This is a genomic window from Streptomyces sp. NPDC005808, from assembly GCF_042871385.1.
GTDB lineage: Bacteria > Actinomycetota > Actinomycetes > Streptomycetales > Streptomycetaceae > Streptomyces.
Genome location: NZ_JBIAIK010000005.1, coordinates 201281 through 223812, shown reverse-complemented (window position 1 = coordinate 223812; position 22532 = coordinate 201281). Strand labels below are relative to the sequence as shown.

The window sequence follows — 22532 nt, the reverse complement described above, 5'->3', positions numbered from 1 at the left end:
GGGAGCCCGCCGTGGACAATGACGTCTCCGCGGGAAACACCACCTCCATCCTCGGCCAACTCGCGCTCGGACTGACCCTGTTGGCCTTCGGCCTCGGGCACACCGGCGTCATCGACGGCGTGAGTGCCGCCGACTCCGTCTCCCTCGCCACCTACGTCGGAGGCATCGCGCTCTTCGTCGCGGGGCTGTTCGCCTTCCGCGACCATGACGCCTTCACCGGTACGGCGTTCTCCGCGCTCGGCGCGCTCTGGTTCACCTGGGGTGTCTCGGCCGACGCGGCTGTCTCCGCGAACGCGGCGGGTCTCTTCCTGCTGCTGTTCGCGCTGGTCGCGCTCAGCCTGACGCTCGGGGCGTCCGGCGCCTATCAACTCACCCGCGGGGCATACGGCTTGCTCTTTGTGGCGATGCTGCTCCTCGCCATCGGGCAGTTCGGTGACTCCGACGGGCTCGCCAAGGTCGGCGGCTGGTTCGCCGCGGCCGGCGGCCTGCTGGCCTGGTACGGGGCGACGGCTGCGCTCGCCCACTGGCCCACCGCCCTTCCCCGACGCGCCGCCGGCCGGGGCGTGACGGCCACCGGCTGAAGCCGGCGCGAGCTGGGGTAATGGGCGACCCCGGCTCATCGAAGAACGGGTCCCTGCGTGCTGGTGGCACGCGCAGGGACCCGTTCTGTGTGCTCTTCGGCAGCGGGTCGTGCAGGTTGCTCGCGCCCCGCGGCGGAACCGCGCGATGTCACAGCCCCGCGCCCCCGAAGGGGCTACTCCACCGTGACCGACTTCGCCAGGTTCCGCGGCTTGTCGATGTCCCGCCCCAGGGCCAACGCCGTGTGATAGGCGAGGAGTTGGAGGGGGATGCCCATGAGGATCGGGTCCAGCTCGTCCTCGTTCTTCGGGACGACGATCGTCTGGTCGGCCTTCTCCTGCTCCTGGTGGGCGACCGCGAGGATCCTGCCGCTGCGGGCCTTGATCTCCTCCAGGGCGGCGCGGTTCTTCTCCAGGAGGTCGTCGTTCGGGACGATGGCGACCGTCGGGAGGGCGGGCTCGATGAGCGCCAGCGGGCCGTGCTTCAGCTCGGAGGCCGGGTACGCCTCGGCGTGGATGTAGGAGACCTCCTTGAGCTTCAGAGAGGCCTCACGGGCCACCGGGTAGCCCCGGACACGGCCGATGAAGAGCATCGAGCGGGCCTCGGCGTACTGCTCGGCCAGCTTCTTGATCTCGTCCTCCCGGTCGAGGATCTCGGAGATCTGGCCGGGCAGCCTGCGCAGGCCGTCGATGATCCGCTTGCCGTCGCGCACCGACAGGTCACGGGTGCGGCCCAGGTGCAGCGCGAGCAGCGCGAAGGCGACCGTGGTGTTGGTGAAGCACTTGGTGGAGACGACACAGACCTCGGGTCCCGCGTGGACGTACATACCGCCGTCGGCCTCGCGGGCGATGGCGCTGCCCACCACGTTCACCACGCCGAGGACCCGTGCGCCCTTGCGCTTCAGCTCCTGGACGGCGGCGAGGACGTCGTACGTCTCACCGGACTGGGAGACCGCGACGTACAGCGTGTCGGGGTCGACCACGGCGTTGCGGTAGCGGAACTCCGAGGCCGGCTCGGCGTCCGCGGGGATACGGGCCAGCTCCTCGATCATCTGGGCGCCGATCATGCCCGCGTGGTAGGAGGTGCCGCAGCCGAGGATCTTCACCCGGCGGATCTGGCGCGCCTCGCGGGCGTCCAGGTTCAGGCCACCGAGGTGCACGGTGGAGAAACGGTCGTCGATGCGGCCGCGCAGCACGCGGTCCACCGCCTCGGCCTGCTCGAAGATCTCCTTGTGCATGTACGTGTCGTGGCCGCCCATGTCGTAGGAGGCGGCCTCCCACTCGACGGTGGTCGGCTCGGACGTCGTACGGGTGCCCTCGGTGGTGTACGTGCGGAAGTCGTCGGCCTTGAGCGTGGCCATCTCGCCGTCGTCCAGGGTCACGATCTGGCGCGTGTGGGTGACCAGGGCGGCGATGTCCGAGGCGACGAACATCTCCTTCTCGCCGATGCCGAGGACGACCGGGGAGCCGTTGCGGGCGACCACGATGCGCTCGGGAAAGTCGGCGTGCAGCACCGCGATGCCGTACGTGCCCTCGATCACGCGCAGCGCGTCGCGGACCCGGTCCTCCAGCTTCTCCTGCTGGGAGCGGGCGATCAGGTGGGTGAGCACCTCGGTGTCGGTCTCCGAGAGGAACTCGACGCCGTCGGCTTCCAGCTTCTTCCGCAGGTCGGAGGCGTTGTCGATGATGCCGTTGTGGACGACGGCGACCTTGCCGTCGGCCGACAGGTGCGGGTGGGCGTTCACGTCGGAAGGGGCGCCGTGGGTGGCCCAGCGGGTGTGGGCGATACCGGTGGTGCCGGCGAAGCGCTTGGGGACCTTGGCCTCCAGATCGCGCACCCGGCCCTTGGCCTTGACCATCTTCAGGCCGGACGTCTTGGGCGTCGTCACGACGATCCCAGCCGAGTCGTAGCCGCGGTACTCCAGCCGCTGGAGGCCCTCGAGCAGGAGGGGAGCGACGTCACGCCTGCCGATGTATCCGACGATTCCGCACATGGATTGCGATTCCTAGCCGTAGACGATCTAGCCGTAGACGATGCGGCGCAGCTGCCTGAGCGTGAGCTCCGGCGGTGCGACCGCGCGGTATTTCAGGTCCGCCTCGATCCGTTCGAAGATCGACGCGTTCACCAGGCCCTGCGCCTGGAGCTCGCGGTGGCGGCGACGGACGTACTCCTCGGTCGTCTCGTCGAAGTAGGCGAGCACGTCCTGGACCACACGCAGCGCCTCGCCCCGGTTGAGGGGCGAGGAGCGCGTCAGGTGATCAACAAGTTCGTCGTGCACCCGTCGATCCTGAGGTAAAGCGCTGGCAATCGCAAGAATCCTGCCCGATATCGGGCAAGTGACTGTTGAAACTCTTATGGGACCTTGTTCGGAGGCTGTTCATGCTGTGTCCCGCGTAACGATGGCTGCCAAGGGCACCTTTTTCAGCCATGGACACTCCTCGCATGGGCGTACCGGAGAAGCTCGCCGCGCGCATGAGCATGGCCGAGCAGCACGAATATCTCCGCGCCAAATTCTCGCGGCGCACGATGATCAGAGGCGGCGCCGTGACCGTGGGCGCCGTCGCGGGCGGCGCCTTCGTGACGGGCGCGACCGCACAGGCCGCTGTACCGACGCAGAGCATCAGCGCCAGCACCAGCACCGAGAAGGTCGACGGGGCGCTCGTCGCGCCCTTCGGCCGTCACCTCGCCTACGGCGCCGACCCGCAGACGGAGATGACGGTCTCCTGGCAGGTCCCGGCCGCCGTCAGCAAGCCGTACATCCGCATCGGCGCCCACCCCTGGGACCTCTCCCGCAAGATCGGGGCCGAGGTGCGCAGCCTCTACACCCCGGCCGGCGTCGGCGCGAGCGCGGACCACACGCAGTACTACGTGCACGCACAGCTCACCCACCTGCGCCCCGGCCAGACGTACTACTACGGCGTCGGCCACGACGGCTTCGACCCGGCGGCCGCGCACCTCGCGGGCACCCTGGGCACCTTCACCACCGCGCCCGCCAAGTCCGAGCCGTTCACCTTCACGGCCTTCGGCGACCAGGGCGTCAGCTACCACGGTCTCGCCAACGACAGCCTGATCCTGGCCCAGAACCCTGCTTTCCACCTGCACGCGGGCGACATCGCGTACGCCGACCCGACCGGCGCGGGCAAGACTGACGACGGCAGCTTCGACTCGCGCGTGTGGGACCAGTTCCTGTACCAGACCGAGTCGGTCGCCAAGCAGGTGCCGTGGATGGTGGCGTACGGCAACCACGACATGGAGGCCTGGTACTCGCCCAACGGCTACGGCGGCGAGGAGGCCCGCTGGCAGCTTCCGGACAACGGGCCCGACCAGAAGAACCTCCCCGGCGTGTACTCCTTCACGCACGGCAACACGGCGGTCATCTCGCTGGACGCCAACGACATCTCCTGGGAGATTCCGGCCAACCTCGGCATCTCCGGCGGCACCCAGACCAAGTGGCTGGAGGCTCAGCTCAAGAAGTACCGGGCCGCCGACGCCATCGACTTCATCGTGGTCTTCTTCCACCACTGCGCCTACTGCACATCGACCTCCCACGCCTCCGAGGGCGGCGTGCGCCAGGAGTGGGTGCCGCTCTTCGAGAAGTACACCGTCGACCTGGTGATCAACGGCCACAACCACGTCTACGAGCGCACCGACGTCATCAAGGGCAACAAGGTCGCCAAGGACCTGCCGATCGGTGCCACCGCCTACCCGGAGACCGACGGCATCGTGTACGTCACCGCGGGCGCGGCCGGCCGCAGCCTGTACGCGTTCAGCGCCGAGGAGTCCTACGAGGGCCACGTGAAGGACGTCGAGTCCGTGGCTTCCTTCGTCGCCCAGAAGGGCAACGTGCACGTGGCCGAGACGGTCGCCTGGTCCCGCGTGCGCTACCTCAACTACTCCTTCCTGCGGGTGGATGTGACGCCGGCGGCGAAGGGCCGCCTGGCCACGCTGAAGGTGCGGGGCATCGCCGAGACGGGCGAAGAGGTGGACAACTTCACGGTGGCGCGCCGGGTCAGGTAAGCGCTTTTAGGGGCGCGGGGCTGTGGCATTGCGGCTCCGCCGCATGGGCGCGACCAGCCACATACGGCCCGTAGACAACCAGTGTTCGTACGCCCGGAAGGCGGGGCGTACATCCCAGGCAGGCGGTCCTCACATCCGTTTGAGGACCGCCTGCTTGGCCATGGCGAACTCCTCGGCCGTCAGGACGCCTGACCTGTGCAGCTCGCCGAGTTCGCGCAACCGCCGGAGCAGGGCGTCATGATCGGCCTCGGTGGCGGGCTCCGGGCCGGGAGTCACCTCTTTCACGGCCTGCGCCGACGCGGGGTGCGGCAACCGCGCCTGCACCGCCGCCGCGACGAGCGCCATCAGCGGATCCTTCTTGAAGCCCCACAGCTCCACGGAGTTGGGGTCGTACTTGGGCGGTGCCTTCGTCTGCGCGCCGCGCACGGTGAAGCGCAGGCAGCCGTTCTCCAGCCCGGCCGACGGATGCCATTCGACGCCGGTGATGTCCCCGAGGGCCAGTGACCGGCCCCCGGCGGCAGCCTTCGCGTCCTCCGTCTTCCAGTTCCACTCCAGGCGTACGTGTTCGCCGTCGAAGCTCGCGGTGCCGTCCCCGGCGGAGACGGACAGTGGCAGGGCGGGGCCCGGCAGCAGATAGGCGTCGACGGGGCCGGACGGCACCTCGTCCAGAAGCAGGGCGTTGCGGACCTCGTCCACGAGGTACTCGGCGACGCCGTAGCGGTCGGACTCGACGGTGAGCTGGTACGGGTCGTTCGGCTCCGTGAGTTTGCCGCCCGTCGCCTGGAGCAGGGGGTCGGCGCCGTCGCGCAGTCTGAGCCTCAACCGCCCGGTCTTCCTGCCCTGTTCGAAGGAGATGCCCGCCAACGCACCTAGTGGGACGGTCAGTTCACCCAAAGTCCTGCGGAGCAGGCTGACGTTCTTGTCGCGCCCGGGAGTCAGGCGCAGCGCCTCACCGTCGAAGATCCAGGTGCCTTCCCTCTGGATGATTTCCGCCATACCAAGGATTCTTTCATCGGCTGTAGGGGAGAGTGGTCTATACCTATTAGAAGGGAGCCCTTGTGAGACAGCACAGAACGCCCCGTCTGCTCTGTACGCTGCTGCTTGTGGCGGCAGCGTCCATCTCCGTAGTCGGCGCGGCACCCCCCACTGCCGACAAGACCGTCACGCCGCTCGGTCAGGTGATCCCGGCCCCCGCATCCGTCCAGGCACACGGCACCCCGTACCGCATCAGCACTGACACCCGCATCCGCGTGGAGGACTCGAGCGAGGTCCGCAAGGTCGGCGAGTACCTCGCGGACATCCTGCGGCCCTCCACGGGCTACCGGCTGCCGGTCACACCGTCGGCACACGGCCAAGGCGGCATCCAACTCCGGCTCGGAGCGAAGGGGCTGGGCGCCGAGGGCTACCGCCTCGACAGCGGCAGGTCCGGCATCACCATCACCGCGGCCGAGCCGGCCGGCCTCTTCTACGGCGTGCAGACCCTGCGCCAACTGCTCCCGGCCTCCGTGGAGGAGGACTCCACGCAGCCCGGCCCCTGGCTCGTCGCGGGCGGCACCATCGAGGACAGCCCGCGTTATGCCTACCGTGGCGTGATGCTCGACGTGGCCCGGCACTTCTTCACCGTCGACCAGGTCAAGCGCTTCATCGACGAGATGGCGCTCTACAAGGTCAACGAGCTGCACCTGCACCTCAGCGACGACCAGGGCTGGCGCATCGCCATCGACTCCTGGCCGCAGCTCGCCACCTACGGCGGTTCGACGCAGGTCGGCGGGGGACAGGGCGGCTACTACACCAAGGCCCAGTACAAGGAGATCGTCCGGTACGCCTCCTCGCGCCACCTGGAGGTCGTCCCCGAGATCGACATGCCGGGGCACACCAACGCCGCGCTCGCCTCGTACCCAGAACTGAACTGCGACGGGGTCGCCCCGCCGCTCTACACCGGCACAGACGTCGGGTTCAGTTCACTGTGCGTGTCGAAGGACGTCACGTACGACTTCGCGGACGACGTGATCCGCGAGCTGGCGGCGATCACGCCGGGCGAGTACATCCACATCGGCGGCGACGAGGCCCACTCCACGCCGCACGCCGACTACCTGGCCTTCATGGAGCGGGTGCAGCCCATCGTCGCCAAGTACGGCAAGACGGTGGTCGGTTGGCATCAGCTGGCCGGCGCGTCTCCGGCACCTGGTGCCCTGCTCCAGTACTGGGGCCTCGACGGCACCGACCCGGCGGAGAAGGAGCAGGTCGCGGCGGCGGCACAGGACGGCGCCGGGGTGATCCTGTCGCCGGCCGACCGGACCTACCTCGACATGAAGTACGACAAGGACACCCCGCTGGGGCAGGACTGGGCGGGCTTTGTGGAGGTGCAGCGGGCCTACGACTGGGATCCCGGCAACTACCTTGCCGGAGTGCCCGGTTCGGCGGTGAAGGGTGTCGAGGCGCCGCTGTGGAGCGAGACGCTGGTGACCTCGGCGGACATCGACTACATGGTGTTTCCGCGGCTGCCCGGCGTGGCGGAGCTCGGCTGGTCGCCCGCGTCCACGCATGACTGGGACACGTACAAGGTGCGGCTCGCGGCGCAGGCGCCGCGCTGGGACGCGCTGGGGGTCGGCTACTACAAGTCACCCCAGGTTCCCTGGACCACCGAGTAGTCGGTGGTAGAGGTGGGGCTCAGGAGGGGACCGTCTCCTGAGCCCCACCCGTCTCAGAGACCCGAGATCGGGTTCTTCAGGCTGCCGACGAGCTGGAGGGCTCCGGACGGGTCGGCGAGGTCCACCATCTGCCTGTTGTCGCGCAGTTGGAGACGGTTGAGGCAGGACAGCGCGAACTCCGGCGCGAACAGGTCGTACTGCCGGAACTTGTCGGCGAGCTCGGGGTTCGCCTCCTGGTAGGCGCGTGCCGACTCGGCGACCGTCCGCCAGAAGCGGTCCTCGTCGAGGATTCCCTCGGCGTCCAGATCCGCCGCCAGGAAGCGGAAGAAGCAGTCGAAGACGTCCGTGAAGATCGACAGGAGCTTCTTGTCCTCGGGAACATCGACGCGGATCCGCTCGACGGCCGGGGGCAGTACCGCCTGCGGGTCCAGGACGGCGATCTCCTCGGCGATGTCCTTGAAGACCGCGCGCTGCACAACGCCGTCCTTGAGGACCAGGATGACGTTCTCGCCGTGCGGCATGTACACCAGGTCGTAGGCGTAGAAGCTGTGCAGCAGGGGGGTGAGGTAGGCGTTCAGATAGCGGCGCAGCCACTCCACAGGGTTCAGCCCCGACCGCTCGATCAGCGCGCCCGCGAAGGACCGGCCCTCGTGGTCGACATGGGCGAGTGAGGCCATCGTCGCCAGGGTCTCGCCCTCCTGGAGAGCGGGCACCGGGCTCTCGCGCCACAGCGCGGCAAGCATCTTGCGGTACGGGGAGTAGCGGTCGGTGGCGGCCTCGTACTCCAGGTGGCGGTAGCCGACGGCGGCCCGTTCACGGATGACCGAGAGGCCGGTGGACCTCAACACCGGGTCGTTCTCGACAAGTTGGGCGAGCCAGTCGTTGATCGCCGGAGTCGCCTCCATGTACGCGGCCGAAAGCCCGCGCATGAAGCCCATGTTGAGGACCGAGAGTGCCGTTTTGACGTAGTGCTTCTCGGGGTGCGACCGGTTGAAGAACGTCCGGATCGACTGCTGGGCCAGGTACTCGTCGGCACCCTCGCCGAGGCAGACCAGGTGCCGCTGGGCGACCTCGGCCGCGAACGTCACCGACAGCTTGTTCCACCACTGCCAGGGGTGGACGGGGATGAGGAGGTAGTCGTCGGCGTCGAGGCCCTGCCCGGTGAGGGTCTTCGCGAACCGCTCGACGGTCTCCGCGCCCAGCTCCTCACGCAGGAACGACTCGTACTCGATTCCGACCCCCGCCGTGAACGCCGCCCGTGAGCGGTGCGCGCCCAGCCACACCAGCCGGACCGGGCTCGCGGTCTCGGGGGCGTACGACAGATAGTCGTGCACGCCGAAGCCGAGCCGGCCGTTGTTGGCGACGAAGCAGGGGTGGCCCTCGGTCATGCCGGTCTCGATCTCCTGGAAGCTACTCCTGGCGAGCTCGGCGACCGGGATCTGCGGCTTGGTGAGCTTGAAGCAGGTGCCCGAGAGGGTGGAGGAGATCTCCTCCAGATAGACGGGCAGGACCTCGTCGTTCAGGCCGAGCGTCTTCTTCAGCTCGATGAAGAAGTCCAGTGCGGCGAGCGGGAGTTCAGCGCCGTCGCGGTGGCGGGTGATCGAGTCGGCGTCGACCAGCCAGTGGTCGAGTGCGCGGAGGCGGGCGGTGAAGCGGTAGTGGGTCAGCCCGTCGTCGCCGCGGACGACGTACCGGTCCTCGCCCTCGGCCTCCGGCGTGATCAGCCGTTCGTGCGCGAACTCGGCGAGCGCCTTGCGGACGAGCAGCCGGTTGGCGCGGTCCCAGCGCTCGGGGGAGAGGTGCGCCACAGCGTCGGACAAGGTCATTTCGCCATACTCCGTACTTCTCGTATCGCGGCGTCTTCTCGTATCGCGACGTCGAACTGTTCACGCGTGCAGAAGCTCAGCAGCGCGCGCTTCTCGGGCTTGTCGATCTCGCGCTCGGGGACGAAACCGACGGCTTCGTTGAGGGCGTGCACCGCCTTGTTGCGCACGTCGGGCTCGACGACGACCCGGTGGGTCGCCGGGTCGGCGAACAGCTCCGCCATGACCGCGGTGATCACGGCCCGCGTGAAACCGTGCACGGGCGTGTCCGTCGGCGCGACCAGGAAGTGCATGCCGACGTCGCCGGGCTCGGGCTCGTACAGGCCGACGAGTTCGACGTACCGGGGGTCGTAGCTCTCCATCAGGAAGACGGGCTCGCCGTCCAGCAGACCGAGGAAGGCGTGGTGGTGCTCGGCCGCCGCGATGGCCATGTACTCCCGCTCCACGTCCTGGAGCCTGGCGTCCTGCATCATCCAGAAGGCGGACTTGGGGTGGGTGACCCAGCTGTGCAGCAGCTCGGCGTCCTGCAATGGGTCGAGGGCGCGGATGGTGAACGTGCCGATGTCGGTGGCGGTCATACGGCCCGTACGACCTGTTCGGCTGAGACGGCTCATACGGCGAACTCCTGGAACGCGATCGTCTTCTCGACCGGGTAGTACTCGGTGCCGAGCAGCTCGCGGATGATGTACGCGTTGCGGTACGCGCCCATGCCGAGGTCCGGAGAGGTGATCGAGTGGGTGTGGACGCCGGCGTTCTGGAGGAAGATCCCGCGCCCGGTCGTGTCGATGGCGTAGTTGCGGGCCACGTCGAAGTTGCCCCGCGAGTCGTAGCGCAGCCGGTCGCTGACCGGCTTGAGGAACTCGGGCTCGGTGTACTTGTAACCGGTCGCGAGGATCAGACCCTGGGAGCTCAGCTCGTACTCCTTGCCCTGCTCCTCCTGGCGCAGGCCGAGGGTGTACCTCCCGTCCCGGTAAGTCGCCGTGTCGAGCGAGGAGTTGGTGAGCAGCCGGGTGGGGACCGGGCCGCCGCCGACCTTCTTCTGGTAGAGCAGGTCGAAGATCGAGTCGATCAGCTCGCCGTCGATGCCCTTGAACAGGCCCTTCTGCTCCGTCTGGAGGCGGTAGCGGGTCGGCTCGGGCAGCGCGTGGAAGTAGTCGATGTATTCCGGGGAGGTCATCTCCAGCGTGAGCTTGGTGTATTCGAGGGGGAAGAAACGCGGGGAGCGCGTGACCCAGTTGAGCTGGTAGCCGTGGACGTCGATCTCGCTCAGCAGGTCGTAGTAGATCTCGGCGGCCGACTGACCGCTGCCGACCAGCGTGATCGACTCCTTCCGCTGCAACTCCTGCTTGTGCTGCACATAGCGGGAGTTGTGGATGAAGTCGCCGCCGAGTCCGGCGCAGGCGTCGGGGATGTACGGCGGGGTGCCGGTGCCCAGGACCAGATGCCGGGCGCGGAACTCCTCACCGGCCTGTGTGCGGACGACGTACACCTCGTCCTCGTGACTGACCTCGGTGACCGTCGTGTCGAAGCGGACACTGGAGAGTTTGGAGGCCGCCCAGCGGCAGTAGTCGTCGTACTCGACCCGGAGGGGATAGAAGTTCTCGCGGATGTAGAACGAGTACAGACGGCCCGACTCTTTGAGGTAGTTGAGGAAGGAGTACGGGGACGTCGGGTCGGCCAGTGTGACCAGGTCCGACATGAACGGCGTCTGGAGGTGCGCGCCGTCCAGGAACATCCCGGAGTGCCACTCGAAGTGGGGCTTGGAGTCGAGGAAGACGCCGTCCAGTTCGGCGATCGGCTCGGTCAGGCAGGCGAGGCCGAGGTTGAAGGGGCCCAGTCCGATGCCGATGAAGTCGTGCGTTTTCACGGCGGATTCAGGAAGCGCGGATTCAGGAAGCGCGGTCAAGGGACTCTCCAAGGTACTGCTCGGCATGGCCGGCGATCAGATCGAGTACGGCGGTGATGTCGTCCGTCGTGGTCTCGGGATTGAGCAGGGTGAACTTCAGGTAGTGCCGCCCGCCGACCTTCGTACCCGCGACGACGGCGTCACCGGAGGCGAACAGTGCCTTGCGGGCATACAGGTTGGCGCGGTCGATCTCGGCGGGATCGGTGACCGCCGACGGGATGAAGCGGAAGACCAGGGTGGAGAGGGACGGCGCGACCACGACGTCGAAGCGCGGGTCGGCGGCCAGCAGTTTCCAGCCCTCGGCGGCCAGATCGCAGACCTCGTCGAAGAGTTCGCCGATCCCGTCGGCGCCCATCACCCGGAGCGTCATCCAGAGCTTGAGCGCGTCGAAGCGGCGGGTGGTCTGGAGGGACTTGTCCACCTGGTTGGGGATACGTTCCTGCACTGCGCGGACCGGGTTGAGGTACTCCGCGTGATAGGTGGCGTGGCGCAGGGTGGCGGCGTCCCGGACGAGCAGGGCGGATGAACTCACCGGCTGGAAGAAGGACTTGTGGTAGTCGACGGTGACGGAGTCGGCGCGCTCGATGCCTTCGATGCGGTCCCGGTTCTTCAGGGAGGCGAGCAGTCCGCAGCCGTAGGCGGCGTCGACGTGCATCCAGGTACCGAACTGCGAGCACAGTTCGGCGATTTCGGGCAGCGGGTCGATGGAGCCGAAGTCGGTCGTGCCGGCGGTGGCGACGACGGCCATGGGGACGAGTCCGGCGCTCTTGCAGCGTTCCAGTTCGCGGGCGAGTGCGACCGTCTGCATGCGCTTGTCGTGGTCGACGGGGATCGAGACGACGGACTCCGCGTTCAGGCCGAGGAGTTTGGCCGACTTCTTGACGCTGAAGTGGCTGGCCTCGGAGGCGAAGATGCGCAGTTTGGCGAGACCGTCGGACTTGGTTTCCTCACGGGCGAGCAGCAGCGCCTGGAGGTTGGACTGCGAGCCACCGGAGGTGAAGACGCCGTCGGCGGCCGGGCCGAAGCCGATGCGCTCGTTGGTCCAGTCGACGAGCTTGCGCTCGATGAGGGTGCCGCCGGCCGACTGGTCCCAGGTGTCCAGGGAGGAGTTGACGGCCGAGAGGACCGCCTCGCCGACCACGGCCGGGATGACGACCGGGCAGTTGAGGTGCGCGAGATAGCGCGGGTGATGGAAGTAGATCGCGTCCCGGAGGTAGACCTCTTCGAGTTCGTCGAGGGCCGCCGTGATGTCGTGCAGCGGGCGGTCCAGGTCGATCTGCTCGATACGGGGGGCCAGGGCGTCGACCGTGACGCCGGTGAACGGACGGTCGGTGGTGGCGAGTTTGGCCGCCACCCGCTCTATACCTTCGGTCGCGGAACGGCGGTACCGCTCCGCGGTCGTGTCATTGAGCAGGTGCGAGCGCATGTGGGGTCCTCCGTGCGGGGAGTGTCCGGGCGGGACATGAGGGAGCGGAACCATGTCTTCAACTTAGGTTAGCCTAACCTAACTCGACCGAATCACCCCGTCCCGGTGACGTCTTTCTGTCCGGTGGGTGACAAACGCCTCGTCCGAGGGGATGGGCCGGAGTGGCTGAGGGGCACCCCTCAGCCACTCCGGCCCAAGAGCAATGGGTTGCTCGTGGGCCGGGCCGGGCCGGGCGTGGCTGAGGGCTGGGGGTTACTCCTGCTCGCGCAGTTGTTCCTCGGTCAGCCCGCGGCGCCAGTAGCCGACGAAGGTGATGCGTCTGCGGTCGATCCCGCGTTCGCGTACGAGATGGCGCCGCAACTCCTTCACCTGGCCGGACTCACCCGCGATCCAGACGTACGGCCGTTCGGCGGGCGGGAGTTGAGCGGCTCGCACGGCGTCGACGGCCATGGGGGAGCTCTCGTCCCGTACCAGCCAGACGATGTCCGCGTCAGCCGCGGTCACCAGGTCCTGGACGTCCTCGGCGTGCTCGACCTCCAGCCAGGCCCGGGCGCGGGTGCCGACCGGGAGCGCCTCGAGGATGGCGGAGGCGGCGGGCACGGCGGTCTCGTCGGCCCAGATGACCACCAGGTCGGTGTCCTCGGGCGGCCGGAAGCGGATCGCTCTGTTGTCCTCGACCGCCGGGCCGAGCAGTAGGACTCGGTCCCCGGGGGCCGCTTCGTACGCCCAGCGGGAGGCGGGGCCGGCGGGTGTCGCGGCCCCCGGTTCCACGCCGTGCAGCACGAAGTCGATGTCGATCTCGTCGGGGTCGCGCCGCAGCGCCCGCAGCGTGTACGAGCGCATCACCGCCCGTACGTCGTCCGGGAGTTCGCGCCAGCCCCGCCACCAGTCCTCGCCCAGCTCGATCGGGACGCGGGGCTCGGACTGGCCCGGGTGCGGCAGGAAGAGGGAAAGGCTCTGGTCCTGGCCGCCGGAGGCGAACGCGCGCAGGTCGGGGCCCGCGAAGGTCACCCGGGTCAGCGACGGGCCGAGCCGTCTCGTCGCTACGACCTGGAGGGAGAAGAAACGGAACGGGGCGACGACGGCCGTCGGCATGAGTGCTCCTGAGGTGCGGTCAGGGTGCGCTGTCCGGGAAGGTCAGGCGACCTTCTTGGCGTTCTCGATGGCCTCGGCGAGGTTGTCGAGAAGAGGGGTGCACTTGTCGTACGAGATGATCGGTTCGGGGGAGCGTGGGATGACCTGGCCGGCCTTGACGGCGGGCAGCTGCTTCCAGGTCGCCTCGGTGATGTCGGCCGGCTGGATGGTCCCGGTGCGGTCGTCCATCATGATGATGTCGGCCGGGTACTTGTCGACGTTCTCCCAGCTCAGGTTCTCGTACCAGCCGCCGCTGGCCTTGAGGACCTTGGGGTCGGGCTCGACGAGGTTCACGCCGAGCGCCTTGAAGTACTCCAGGTCGATGGAGAGGTTCGAGCCGGAGACGTAGAAGATGTCCTGGCTCGCGGAACCGGCGAGCACCTTGATGTCGGGGTGCGCCTTGGCGGCGGCGCGCAGTCGCTCGGCGGCCGTCTCGAACTTCTTCTTCGCGTCGACGACCTCGGCGGCCTGCACATCGGCGCCGAGCGACTCGGCGAGCGCGTACATGCGCTCCAGCGACACGGGCAGCTGACGGTCGTAGACGGAGATGCCGACGCTCGGGGCGAGCTTGAGGATCTTGTCCTTGGACTCCTCGGGGACGTACCAGAGGGTGCCCGCGTCGTCGAAGAGCGTGGAGATCAGCACGTCCGGGGCGAGAGCGGCGTACTTCTCGATGTTGAACTGGCCCCACTCGTTGCCGAGGATCGTCACCTTGCTGATGTCGATGTCGCCGGCCTGGACATCGGCCTTGCCGTCCGCGGTCTTGGTCGGGCCGAAGACGCCCTTGACCTCGATGCCGTAGTCGAACAGCGCGGCGGCGACGCCGGTGAACGCGACGATGTTCGCCGGTATCGCGTCCAGCTTCACCGTCGTGCCGCGGTCGTCCTTGAACGTCCAGGGACCGGATGCGGCCTTCGTCTCGTCCGCCGAGCCACTGCTGGTCGGGTCGTCGTCTCCGCAGGCGGCGAGAACGGCACCGAGGCCGAGGGCGCCGCCGGCGGCGAGGATGCCGCGACGGGTGAGGTGGGTGGCACGGGCGTTGGACATGTGCGGCTGCTTTCGACACGGGGCGGGAGCGCCCGCCTGACAGGTTCGAAGGTAGGTTAGCCTAACCTCATAAGATGTCCAGGGTTGGGGCTTCCTCCCCTTGGGCTGTGAGTTGTCCGTGAAGGTGCGCGTGCGTCCGTGCGCCACCGAGCCGGTCGGGCGTGACGCCTCAACTCTCATTCACCTTCTGCGAGTTCACCCACCTGTTTTTCTGCTGCCCGGCGCTTGCGGCTCGGCCTTGCATGATCATGCGTTCTATTGCATAATCTTGCCATGTCCAAGGTTCTCACCTCCCTCCCCACCGGCGAGCGCGTCGGCATTGCCTTCTCCGGCGGCCTCGACACGTCGGTCGCCGTCGCCTGGATGCGTGACAAGGGCGCCGTCCCCTGCACGTACACAGCCGACATCGGTCAGTACGACGAGCCCGACATCGCGTCCGTGCCCGACCGTGCCTTCGCGTACGGCGCCGAGATCGCCCGGCTCGTCGACTGCCGTGCCGCGCTGGTCGAGGAAGGCCTGGCCGCCCTCGCCTGCGGCGCCTTCCACGTCAGGTCGGGCGGGCGCCCGTACTTCAACACCACTCCGCTGGGGCGCGCGGTGACGGGCACGCTGCTGGTGCGGGCCATGCTCGAGGACGGGGTACAGATCTGGGGCGACGGCTCCACGTTCAAGGGCAACGACATCGAGCGGTTCTACCGCTACGGGCTGCTCGCCAACCCGCACCTGCGGATCTACAAGCCCTGGCTGGACGCCGACTTCGTCACGGAACTCGGCGGCCGCAAGGAGATGTCGGAGTGGCTGCTCGCGCACGAGCTGCCGTACCGGGACTCGACGGAGAAGGCGTACTCCACGGACGCCAACATCTGGGGCGCCACGCACGAGGCCAAGACCCTGGAGCACCTCGACACCGGCATCGAGACGGTCGACCCGATCATGGGCGTGCGGTTCTGGGACCCGTCGGTGGAGATCGCCACGGAGGACGTGACGATCGGCTTCGACCAGGGCCGGCCGGTCACGATCAACGGCAAGGAGTTCGCCTCCTCGGTCGACCTCGTCATGGAGGCCAACGCGATTGGCGGCCGGCACGGTCTGGGCATGTCCGACCAGATCGAGAACCGGATCATCGAGGCCAAGAGCCGCGGTATCTACGAGGCGCCCGGCATGGCGCTGCTGCACATCGCCTACGAGCGCCTGGTCAACGCGATCCACAACGAGGACACCGTGGCCGCGTACCACAACCAGGGCCGCCAGCTCGGCCGGCTGCTCTACGAGGGCCGCTGGCTGGACCCGCAGGCGCTGATGGTGCGTGAGTCGCTGCAGCGCTGGGTCGGCGCGGCGATCACCGGCGAGGTGACCGTGCGGCTGCGGCGCGGCGAGGACTACTCGGTCCTCGACACCCGGGGCCCGGCGCTCAGTTACCACCCGGACAAGCTCTCCATGGAGCGGACCGAGGACTCGGCGTTCGGCCCGGTCGACCGCATCGGCCAGCTCACCATGCGCAACTTGGACATCGCGGACTCGCGTGCGCGGCTCGAACAGTACGTGAGCCTCGGCCTCGTCGGCACCGCCCACCCGACACCGATCGGCGCCGCGCAGGCCGCCTCGACCGGCCTGATCGGCGCCATGGACGAGGGCGGCGCCGAGGCGATCGCCTCCCGCGGCGAGGCCCCGGACGAGGAGACGATGCTGGATCGGGCGGCTATGGAGGCGGGGACGGACTGAGACGGGGGTCGGTCGCCGGGGCCAGTCCCCGGGATCGGTCACCGGGTTCGGTGGTTGGTACTTGGGCTGCGGGCTCCGGCGGATTCATTCCGCTGGGGCCCGCCGGTCTTGGGGTATCCCATAACCTCGCGCTCAGTGACCCGAACAGAGTGACTTCAGAGAGCGAGCCCGTGACCGGACAGCAAGCAACGACGACCCTGTGGCGCCCGACCGGCCCCAAGGAACTGGACCTTGTCCGGGAACTGAACTGGCGTGCCTGGCCGCCCCGCCTCCCCGAGCAGCCGATCTTCTATCCGGTCCTCAACGAGGACTACGCGGTCAGGATCGCGAGGGACTGGAACGTGAAACACGACGGCGCCGGCTTCGTCACGCGCTTCGAAGTCGAGTCGGAGTTCCTCAGCCGGTATCCCATCCAGCAGGCCGGCGGACGGACGATCCTCGAACTGTGGGTTCCAGCCGAGGAACTCGACGAGTTCAACGCCCATATCGTCGGCGAGATCCAGCTTGTCCACGAGTTCACTGACGGGCGCAGGCGCACTGACGAGCAGGGATCCACATGGCGATGATGACGTGCGGCTTGATGTGAGCAGGGCTGCTGCGGGCTCTTGGTGATGCTGGCTGGCGCTCATCCTTCAGTCAGCCAAAGTGCCCTGGTGAAAATACAGGCGCCAGCCCGTCTCCGTCAGACGCCAAAGGGAGCTTCGCCATGCCCGGCGCCCCTGATTGTCGGAGAAGTACGTCAGGTGAACGATCCCGGGAGCCAGCACGAGCCCAGACATATTGCTGACTTTGACGGGCGACTCCGGGGACACCGTTCCCGCGCTCGTCACCGTGAGGATCGACTCGGCATCCCACCAGCGTCCAGACGCTCCGATCTCTGTGAACTCCGGATCCAGAAGCTCCAGAACAAGAGCCGGAGAAGCACGCACCCCAGGATCCTGCAGGCGAAACTCCCCATCGATGGCCGCTTGCACTGCCCGCTCGCCCTCGTCCATCATGCTCGGACTCTACGAACACCCGTAGCCCAGGTACAACGAGTATTTAGCTCCGCTGAATCAGTGTGGTTCGGCGGACGCCAGGAGCCAGGCGTGCAGAGACGCCACCCAGATCCACGGCGGCTACGGCTTCACGAACGAGTACCCGGTGGCCCGCATGTGGCGCGACTCCAAGATCCTGGAGATCGGGGAGGGGGCGAGCGAGGTACAACGGATGTTGATCGCGCGGGAGTTGGGGTTGGGGGGCTGATTCGGCGGGTTCGGATCGGCCGGATAGGTACGACGGCTCTCATCGGGTCGGATGAGGGCCGATCGCGAGGTTCGTCCATCACTTCACCTCTCCTCCGGGCGACGGACAGGGCAGATCGGGCGCCGCACGGTTCGGTGAGCAGGTGACCAGGGCCAGGGAGAGGTACGAAGGGCGTTCGAGGTAGAAGCCCAAGGACACATCGCCGCCCCAACTCAATTGCCTTGCTGCCGAGTTCACGAGTTGCGTCACGCGGAGGGAGTCACGCTCCGCGTCGGAGTCGAAGCGCGGCGCGTACTCGGCCAACCGCTCTCCAAGCCAATCCGCGGCCTCCTTCGCCTCATCCCACGTGCCACGGACCACAGAACCCGGTTTCATCAGCCAGAGCGCCGTTTCCAGGGGCGGCAGATCAGAGGTGGGGAATTCCGCGACCACCTCGCGGTATCGCTGAATCAGTTCCGGTCTGCTCCCCGCCGGCGGCGGGTCAGTATGCGGAGGCCGCCGCAGTGCCTCCTGGTCGAATCGCTGTTTCGGCCCCGTCCACAGATAGCCATGGTGGTGCAACAGTCGTCCCGTTGGGGTCGGATGCGGGTGGGGCCAGTCGGCCCCACCCCGGTGAAGAAGGGGAGGGATGGGACCGACCGCTCGGGAGGATCAGGCCGACAGGCCGAACCGCGTCGGGTCGATACCGGCCGCGTCCAACTCCTCCGTGGTGAACCGCAGCGGTTCCGCGTCCGGCCGCTTGCTGTCACCGAGGGCCCAGGAGTCGTCACCGATCCGGGCCAGGGTCACGCACCCCTCAGTACAGGGACCGCCACACGCTTTCACGAACGCGGCCCCGCCGATGTTGAGCGCGTACAGGTCATTTCCGTTCTGCATCGCCACACCTTCCTGCTCAACTGTCACGGTCGTGGACGACCGTCGCCGCCCTTGCCGGACGGGAGTTCACGGAGGAGGAAGCGGCATGCGTGACGGGTGACGCCCGGAACTATGACCCTGTTTCATGGCCGGTCGGTCTCAGACGCAGCGCACCGGCCGCGCCGCGGAGCACTTCCGCTATCCGCTCCGCGTCCTCCGCGCGGATCGTCCCCACATGCACCAGCGCTGTTCCGGAGTGGGTGACCAGCGGCCGCAGACGCTGCTGGACTGACTCCGGAACACCGAGTGCGACCAGACCTTCGCGAAGCACCGCGGTGGCATCGACCGCCCGGCTACGGCTTTCCCGCCACGTTCGCATGTCCATCAGTGCACCTCCGCCTGATGCTGGCGCAGCTCCACGTTGCGGTCGGACACACCGCTGTAGTCACCGTTGGAGCGCGCGTTCCGTCTGGCGACCACGAGGGACAGACAGGCGGCACACCCTGGCTCGGCGGAGAGCTCGGCCGGTGACTCGGTCAGGCGGTAGTGCTGCGGTTTCTGGGTCTCCATGGGTGGCCTCCCCGGTTTATTGGCTCGATGGAATGACCGTAGGGAGGAGGGAAGTTGCCAAGCCACGATGTTGCATGGGATTGCATGGCAATCACCCGAGAGAGTCCATTGCCGCCGTGATCAGCGCACGAGCGCTCGCACCGTAAACGGCCAGGTCTGCCAGCTCCGCGAAGCTGTCGGCGTACGCGCCCACCTCGCTGGGCTGCGTGATCGTGAGATGGCCCGAGACCAACTCGACGTTGACCTGTTCCGCATCGAAGATCCAGAACCCCTCTACGGGCATCCGAGACCGGTCAGGTCCCATGGGCACCACACCCAGGCTGACGTTGGGCAGTGAGCCGACTGTGAACAGGTGACCGAGCTGTCCGATCAGCGCCTCCGCCCCGCAGAGTCCGTTGCGCAGGACCGATTCCTCGACCAGGAACGCGAACCGCCGGTCCCCCTCGTACAGCACACGCTGACGTTCCATGCGGACTGCCACCGCTTCGGACACGTCATCCACATCGACCCTGCGGCGCTGAACAGCCCGCAACACGGCTTCGGTGTAGCTGTACGTCTGGATCAAGCCCGGCACGAGCCAAGACGAATAGGCGCGGAAACGGTGGGTGCGCTCGAACAACGGCAAGCGTGCTTCCTGCGCCTGTTTGAGCCCGGCGCGCTCCATGCGCCGCCAGCCGACCCACATGCCCTCGGCCGTCCGCAGCGAGGCGATGAGATCGGCCGTGTGATCTTCGGCCCCGCACGCCCGACACCATGCCCGGATGTCGTCGGCAGATGGAGGCGTGCGGGCGTTCATGATCCGGGACGACTTGGACGGATGCCAGCCGCAGCGTCCGGCTACATCGCGCCCGGACAGCCCCGCGTCCCGGCACAGCTCGGCGAGACGGTCAGCCAGAGCCTGCCGGGCCTGCTGAGCGCTTGAGGAAGGGGAGACAGCCATGGTCGCGACAGGTCAGCGGGGCCGGTACTCCTCATGAGGGGTCGCTCGTTGCCACACTGCCTCGAAGGCATCGACGCACGGTTTCACCCGCGTGGGATCGTCCGTGTACTCCCGGCCGTCCTCGTCCAACTGTCCCTCTCCGGTGAAGTGATGGAAGAGCGCCTGCGCGCCGTCGAACACCCAGAAGTCCGTACCGGGCAACGCAAGATCGGTCGTCTCCCGCCTCGGCAGCCATCGCACCAGTTCACCCGCAGCGATGTTGGTGAACGTGCCGTCGTATTCGTACCGCGCATAGTCGCTGATCGGCTCGGAGACGATGCGGGCACGCCGGACCACAACGCCACGGTCGACCGCGTCGCGCACAACGTCGTGCCATCCACCCCACCACGAGGAGCGGTCACCGGGATTAAGCCGCCTGCCCTGCTGCCACGCGATGAACTCGGGATCGTCCAGCATGTAACTGTCCCGCATCTCAAGGTGCACGGCTGATTGTTGGGCCTTCGCCAGGGCGTTACGCGCGGGTGGTTGCACTTGCCGTTTCTCCGTTGCCGTCGTCCGGGCGGGGGATGTACTTCAGCATGACCGCCGGAAGCCTGACGATCGTCTCGTGGTCTGGAACGTCCGTGGAGTGGCCAGGGATCGAACCGACTTCCTGGCACTGCTTCACCTCGTCCTCAGTCGCCTTGTACGACTGGATCAGAAGGTCTCCCGTCTCCTCATGAAGCCAGATCGTCGGAGACTCGTCGGTCGGCGTGTTGGGGATGATCCCAAGGAACTTCACGGTCACGGTCGCTCCCGCTGTCGAGTGGTTGCACCAGCGTGCACGAGCCTCGACGTCAGGCTCATCAGCGTCAAGGGAGGCTGGTACGGCGCACGGGAGCACGGCTCTTCGTCGTCACGGGGACCGACGCTCGGAACCGAAGTGCCGTATCAGGGCCAGCAATCCGCCGGGTGCCAGGGCGAGCACCTCGCCGGGAGCGTCGCTCTCGCGGAGAAAGAGATGGGATTCGGCGTGGGCCACTTCTACACAGTTCTCGCCGCCGGCTCCGGAGAAGGACGACTTCTGCCACTGCACAGACATGGTGTGGGCCTTCACATTTCTTTTGCGATGTCGTGGATGAGTTCGCGGGAGTGCTCGGCTTCGAGAGCCGCTCGCTCCGCGAGGTCCAGCAGTGTTCCGTACCTCTTGGTCTGAGTGCCCATGCCGAGGAAGACACCGCCAACCGCGCTGTCCACTTGGACGGTGTCCAGTTGGGGGACGACTCCTCCGGCGTAGAACACCGGCTGTGTGGCCTCTACGAACTCTTCGCTGGTGAAGGGGATCACCTTCAGGACGACGGCGGGCCGCTCGGACATCTCCAGCAGATGACCGAGTTGCTCCCGCGCCACCCCGCGTCCCCCGATGCGCATCCGCAAAGCCGCTTCGTGGATGACCACGGTGAAAGACGGCACCACCTCGCGCTCGAAGAGCTGGCGGCGCTTCAGCCTGAACTCCACACGAACATCCACCTCATTGGCGGGGAGAGGCGGGATGTGGCCGCCGTAGAGCGCCCGCATGTAGTCCTCGGTCTGGAAGAGGCCGGGCAGTGTCATGGGCTGAAGCGCTCGCAAGTACGTTGCGTGGTGCTCCAGTTCCGCAATGTCCAGGAAACTGGGGGCCAGAATCCCTCGGTATGCGTCCCACCAGCCCTGCCCCCTGGACTCCCGCGCGATGGCGCACAGCGCGTCGACCAGCGCAGCGTCGTCACACGAATAGAACACCGCCAGCCGCCGGATCCGCTCCTCGCTGACGCCGAGGCGTCCGGCCTCGATGTGGCTGATCTTGGCTTGGTCGGTCGACAGCAGACCTGCCGCCTCCCGTGCGGTCTTCCCCGCAGCCTCCCTCAACTTCCTTAGTTCCGAGCCGAGTCGGGCCTGGCGTGCGGACGGGTTGTCTCTCAGTGGCATGGGTTCCGTTCCTCTCGGCGTCCGAGTCTGCCGTTTTGCGAGGAACCGGTCCACTCACTCGAGTGAATCCGAGGAGGCAACCTTGCCCCGATGCAAGGTTGCCCCTACCTTCAAAACGGTCACCGCGCGGCCCGCCAGTGAACCCGCAGAGCAGTCACCCCAGACCAAGCCACGGTGGCTAACCGCGCGACACCCTTACGTCCTACCAACGGAGTTGAAGCCATGGCTCACGACATTTCCAGCGCCCTGCAGACCTACTACCTCACCACCCCCAACTCGCCCCTCACTCCAAAGATCTGCCGCGACACCGTCGCCATACTCCTCGCCACCCACGGCCATACCCCCGACCTCGCCGACACTGCCCGCAATCTGGTGTCCGAGATCGTCACCAACGCCGTACTCCACACCACGTCACCGACCATCGACATGGAGACCGCCGTGCTGCTCGACGGCGTGCGGATCGCGGTGTACGACGACAGCCCGGCCGCACACCTGGTGCCAATCGACACCACCTGGGACGGCGAGTGCGGACGAGGGTTACTCCTGGTCCAAGCCCTGGCCGAGACGTGGGGTGTCACGCCGGCCCACCCTTTCAGCCGGAAGCACGTCTGGTTCGAGCTCCGCGGACAGGGCGCCAGTGGCTAGCTCTAACCGCATGGCTTCGCCGAGT

26 protein-coding genes are annotated in these 22532 nt (G+C 67.5%); 8 read left to right on the top strand and 18 right to left on the bottom strand.

From position 1 onward, the window contains the following. Positions 1 to 11: 11 nt before the first annotated feature. Complete coding sequence (locus ACFYPC_RS13830) at positions 12 to 581, top strand: GPR1/FUN34/YaaH family transporter (protein WP_388674718.1); 570 nt, start codon at positions 12 to 14, stop codon at positions 579 to 581. A 173-nt stretch (positions 582 to 754) separates the two neighbouring features. On the opposite strand, the gene glmS is transcribed toward ACFYPC_RS13830, so the two are convergent. After that, the gene (gene glmS / locus ACFYPC_RS13825) at positions 755 to 2572 is read right to left on the bottom strand and encodes a glutamine--fructose-6-phosphate transaminase (isomerizing) (protein ID WP_388674716.1); all 1818 of its coding nucleotides are present in this window, start codon (positions 2570 to 2572) and stop codon (positions 755 to 757) included. A 27-nt stretch (positions 2573 to 2599) separates the two neighbouring features. After that, positions 2600 to 2857 (bottom strand): hypothetical protein, encoded by a 258-nt coding sequence (locus ACFYPC_RS13820; RefSeq protein ID WP_266461726.1) that lies wholly within the window; start codon positions 2855 to 2857, stop codon positions 2600 to 2602. Positions 2858 to 3021: 164 nt separating this feature from the next. On the opposite strand from ACFYPC_RS13820, the gene ACFYPC_RS13815 reads away from it, so the two are divergent. After that, a complete protein-coding gene (locus ACFYPC_RS13815) occupies positions 3022 to 4596 on the top strand; it encodes a purple acid phosphatase family protein (RefSeq protein ID WP_388675241.1) in 1575 nt (524 codons plus the stop codon). 129 nt (positions 4597 to 4725) lie between these two features. Here ACFYPC_RS13815 and ACFYPC_RS13810 read toward each other — a convergent pair whose 3' ends face one another. Continuing rightward, on the bottom strand, positions 4726 to 5592 hold the full coding sequence (locus ACFYPC_RS13810; protein ID WP_388674714.1) for a DUF4429 domain-containing protein: 867 nt from the start codon (positions 5590 to 5592) through the stop codon (positions 4726 to 4728). 62 nt (positions 5593 to 5654) lie between these two features. On the opposite strand from ACFYPC_RS13810, the gene ACFYPC_RS13805 reads away from it, so the two are divergent. Further along, a complete protein-coding gene (locus ACFYPC_RS13805; RefSeq protein WP_388674712.1) occupies positions 5655 to 7247 on the top strand; it encodes a beta-N-acetylhexosaminidase in 1593 nt (530 codons plus the stop codon). A 53-nt stretch (positions 7248 to 7300) separates the two neighbouring features. Here the strand turns inward: ACFYPC_RS13805 and ACFYPC_RS13800 are convergent, their stop codons facing one another. The 6 genes from ACFYPC_RS13800 to ACFYPC_RS13775 form a co-directional block, all read right to left on the bottom strand. Then, positions 7301 to 9073 carry an IucA/IucC family protein gene (locus ACFYPC_RS13800; protein ID WP_388674710.1) on the bottom strand — a complete coding sequence of 591 codons (1773 nt, stop codon included), beginning with the start codon at positions 9071 to 9073 and terminating at the stop codon, positions 7301 to 7303. After that, complete coding sequence (locus tag ACFYPC_RS13795; protein WP_388675239.1) at positions 9070 to 9648, bottom strand: GNAT family N-acetyltransferase; 579 nt, start codon at positions 9646 to 9648, stop codon at positions 9070 to 9072. Before ACFYPC_RS13795 ends, ACFYPC_RS13800 begins: the two co-directional genes overlap by 4 nt. A gap of 32 nt (positions 9649 to 9680) precedes the next feature. Then, complete coding sequence (locus ACFYPC_RS13790; protein ID WP_388674708.1) at positions 9681 to 10976, bottom strand: lysine N(6)-hydroxylase/L-ornithine N(5)-oxygenase family protein; 1296 nt, start codon at positions 10974 to 10976, stop codon at positions 9681 to 9683. Next, complete coding sequence (gene desA, locus ACFYPC_RS13785) at positions 10960 to 12402, bottom strand: lysine decarboxylase DesA (RefSeq protein WP_388674706.1); 1443 nt, start codon at positions 12400 to 12402, stop codon at positions 10960 to 10962. The genes ACFYPC_RS13790 and desA overlap by 17 nt, the downstream gene beginning before the upstream one ends. Positions 12403 to 12654: 252 nt before the next feature. After that, positions 12655 to 13497, bottom strand: coding sequence for a siderophore-interacting protein (locus tag ACFYPC_RS13780; RefSeq protein ID WP_388674704.1), 843 nt, complete (start codon positions 13495 to 13497; stop codon positions 12655 to 12657). A 42-nt stretch (positions 13498 to 13539) separates the two neighbouring features. Beyond that, on the bottom strand, positions 13540 to 14583 hold the full coding sequence (locus tag ACFYPC_RS13775; protein ID WP_388674702.1) for an ABC transporter substrate-binding protein: 1044 nt from the start codon (positions 14581 to 14583) through the stop codon (positions 13540 to 13542). A gap of 273 nt (positions 14584 to 14856) precedes the next feature. On the opposite strand from ACFYPC_RS13775, the gene argG reads away from it, so the two are divergent. Together argG and ACFYPC_RS13765 are read left to right on the top strand one after the other, a co-directional pair. Continuing rightward, positions 14857 to 16305: an argininosuccinate synthase gene (gene argG / locus ACFYPC_RS13770; protein WP_388674700.1), complete on the top strand. Its 1449-nt coding sequence runs from the start codon at positions 14857 to 14859 to the stop codon at positions 16303 to 16305. Positions 16306 to 16475: 170 nt separating this feature from the next. Continuing rightward, on the top strand, positions 16476 to 16871 hold the full coding sequence (locus ACFYPC_RS13765; protein ID WP_388674698.1) for a hypothetical protein: 396 nt from the start codon (positions 16476 to 16478) through the stop codon (positions 16869 to 16871). Positions 16872 to 16937: 66 nt separating this feature from the next. Here the strand turns inward: ACFYPC_RS13765 and ACFYPC_RS13760 are convergent, their stop codons facing one another. Next, complete coding sequence (locus tag ACFYPC_RS13760) at positions 16938 to 17303, bottom strand: DUF4440 domain-containing protein (RefSeq protein ID WP_388674696.1); 366 nt, start codon at positions 17301 to 17303, stop codon at positions 16938 to 16940. A 52-nt stretch (positions 17304 to 17355) separates the two neighbouring features. Here ACFYPC_RS13760 and ACFYPC_RS13755 point away from each other — a divergent pair, with 52 nt between their 5' ends. Continuing rightward, a complete protein-coding gene (locus ACFYPC_RS13755; RefSeq protein WP_388675236.1) occupies positions 17356 to 17550 on the top strand; it encodes an acyl-CoA dehydrogenase family protein in 195 nt (64 codons plus the stop codon). A gap of 78 nt (positions 17551 to 17628) precedes the next feature. Here the strand turns inward: ACFYPC_RS13755 and ACFYPC_RS13750 are convergent, their stop codons facing one another. Continuing rightward, positions 17629 to 18111: a hypothetical protein gene (locus ACFYPC_RS13750; RefSeq protein WP_388674694.1), complete on the bottom strand. Its 483-nt coding sequence runs from the start codon at positions 18109 to 18111 to the stop codon at positions 17629 to 17631. Between the two features lie 90 nt (positions 18112 to 18201). Then, positions 18202 to 18426, bottom strand: a complete 225-nt coding sequence (locus ACFYPC_RS13745) for a DUF397 domain-containing protein (protein WP_388674692.1) — start codon at positions 18424 to 18426, stop codon at positions 18202 to 18204. 124 nt (positions 18427 to 18550) lie between these two features. On the opposite strand from ACFYPC_RS13745, the gene ACFYPC_RS13740 reads away from it, so the two are divergent. Then, positions 18551 to 18697: a hypothetical protein gene (locus ACFYPC_RS13740; protein WP_388674690.1), complete on the top strand. Its 147-nt coding sequence runs from the start codon at positions 18551 to 18553 to the stop codon at positions 18695 to 18697. Positions 18698 to 18789: 92 nt separating this feature from the next. Here the strand turns inward: ACFYPC_RS13740 and ACFYPC_RS13735 are convergent, their stop codons facing one another. The 6 genes from ACFYPC_RS13735 to ACFYPC_RS13710 form a co-directional block, all read right to left on the bottom strand. Further along, the gene (locus ACFYPC_RS13735) at positions 18790 to 18975 is read right to left on the bottom strand and encodes a hypothetical protein (RefSeq protein WP_388674689.1); all 186 of its coding nucleotides are present in this window, start codon (positions 18973 to 18975) and stop codon (positions 18790 to 18792) included. Positions 18976 to 19066: 91 nt separating this feature from the next. After that, on the bottom strand, positions 19067 to 19915 hold the full coding sequence (locus ACFYPC_RS13730; protein ID WP_388674687.1) for a helix-turn-helix domain-containing protein: 849 nt from the start codon (positions 19913 to 19915) through the stop codon (positions 19067 to 19069). A gap of 12 nt (positions 19916 to 19927) precedes the next feature. Continuing rightward, positions 19928 to 20446, bottom strand: coding sequence for a DUF6879 family protein (locus tag ACFYPC_RS13725; protein WP_388674685.1), 519 nt, complete (start codon positions 20444 to 20446; stop codon positions 19928 to 19930). Next, positions 20427 to 20702 carry a hypothetical protein gene (locus tag ACFYPC_RS13720; protein WP_388674683.1) on the bottom strand — a complete coding sequence of 92 codons (276 nt, stop codon included), beginning with the start codon at positions 20700 to 20702 and terminating at the stop codon, positions 20427 to 20429. The genes ACFYPC_RS13725 and ACFYPC_RS13720 overlap by 20 nt, the downstream gene beginning before the upstream one ends. Positions 20703 to 20810: 108 nt before the next feature. Next, positions 20811 to 20996, bottom strand: a complete 186-nt coding sequence (locus ACFYPC_RS13715) for a DUF397 domain-containing protein (RefSeq protein WP_388674681.1) — start codon at positions 20994 to 20996, stop codon at positions 20811 to 20813. 11 nt (positions 20997 to 21007) lie between these two features. After that, positions 21008 to 21862 carry a helix-turn-helix domain-containing protein gene (locus ACFYPC_RS13710; protein ID WP_388674679.1) on the bottom strand — a complete coding sequence of 285 codons (855 nt, stop codon included), beginning with the start codon at positions 21860 to 21862 and terminating at the stop codon, positions 21008 to 21010. A gap of 222 nt (positions 21863 to 22084) precedes the next feature. Between ACFYPC_RS13710 and ACFYPC_RS13705 the strand changes: the two genes are divergently transcribed. Further along, on the top strand, positions 22085 to 22507 hold the full coding sequence (locus ACFYPC_RS13705) for an ATP-binding protein (protein WP_388674677.1): 423 nt from the start codon (positions 22085 to 22087) through the stop codon (positions 22505 to 22507). Positions 22508 to 22532 lie beyond the last annotated feature (25 nt).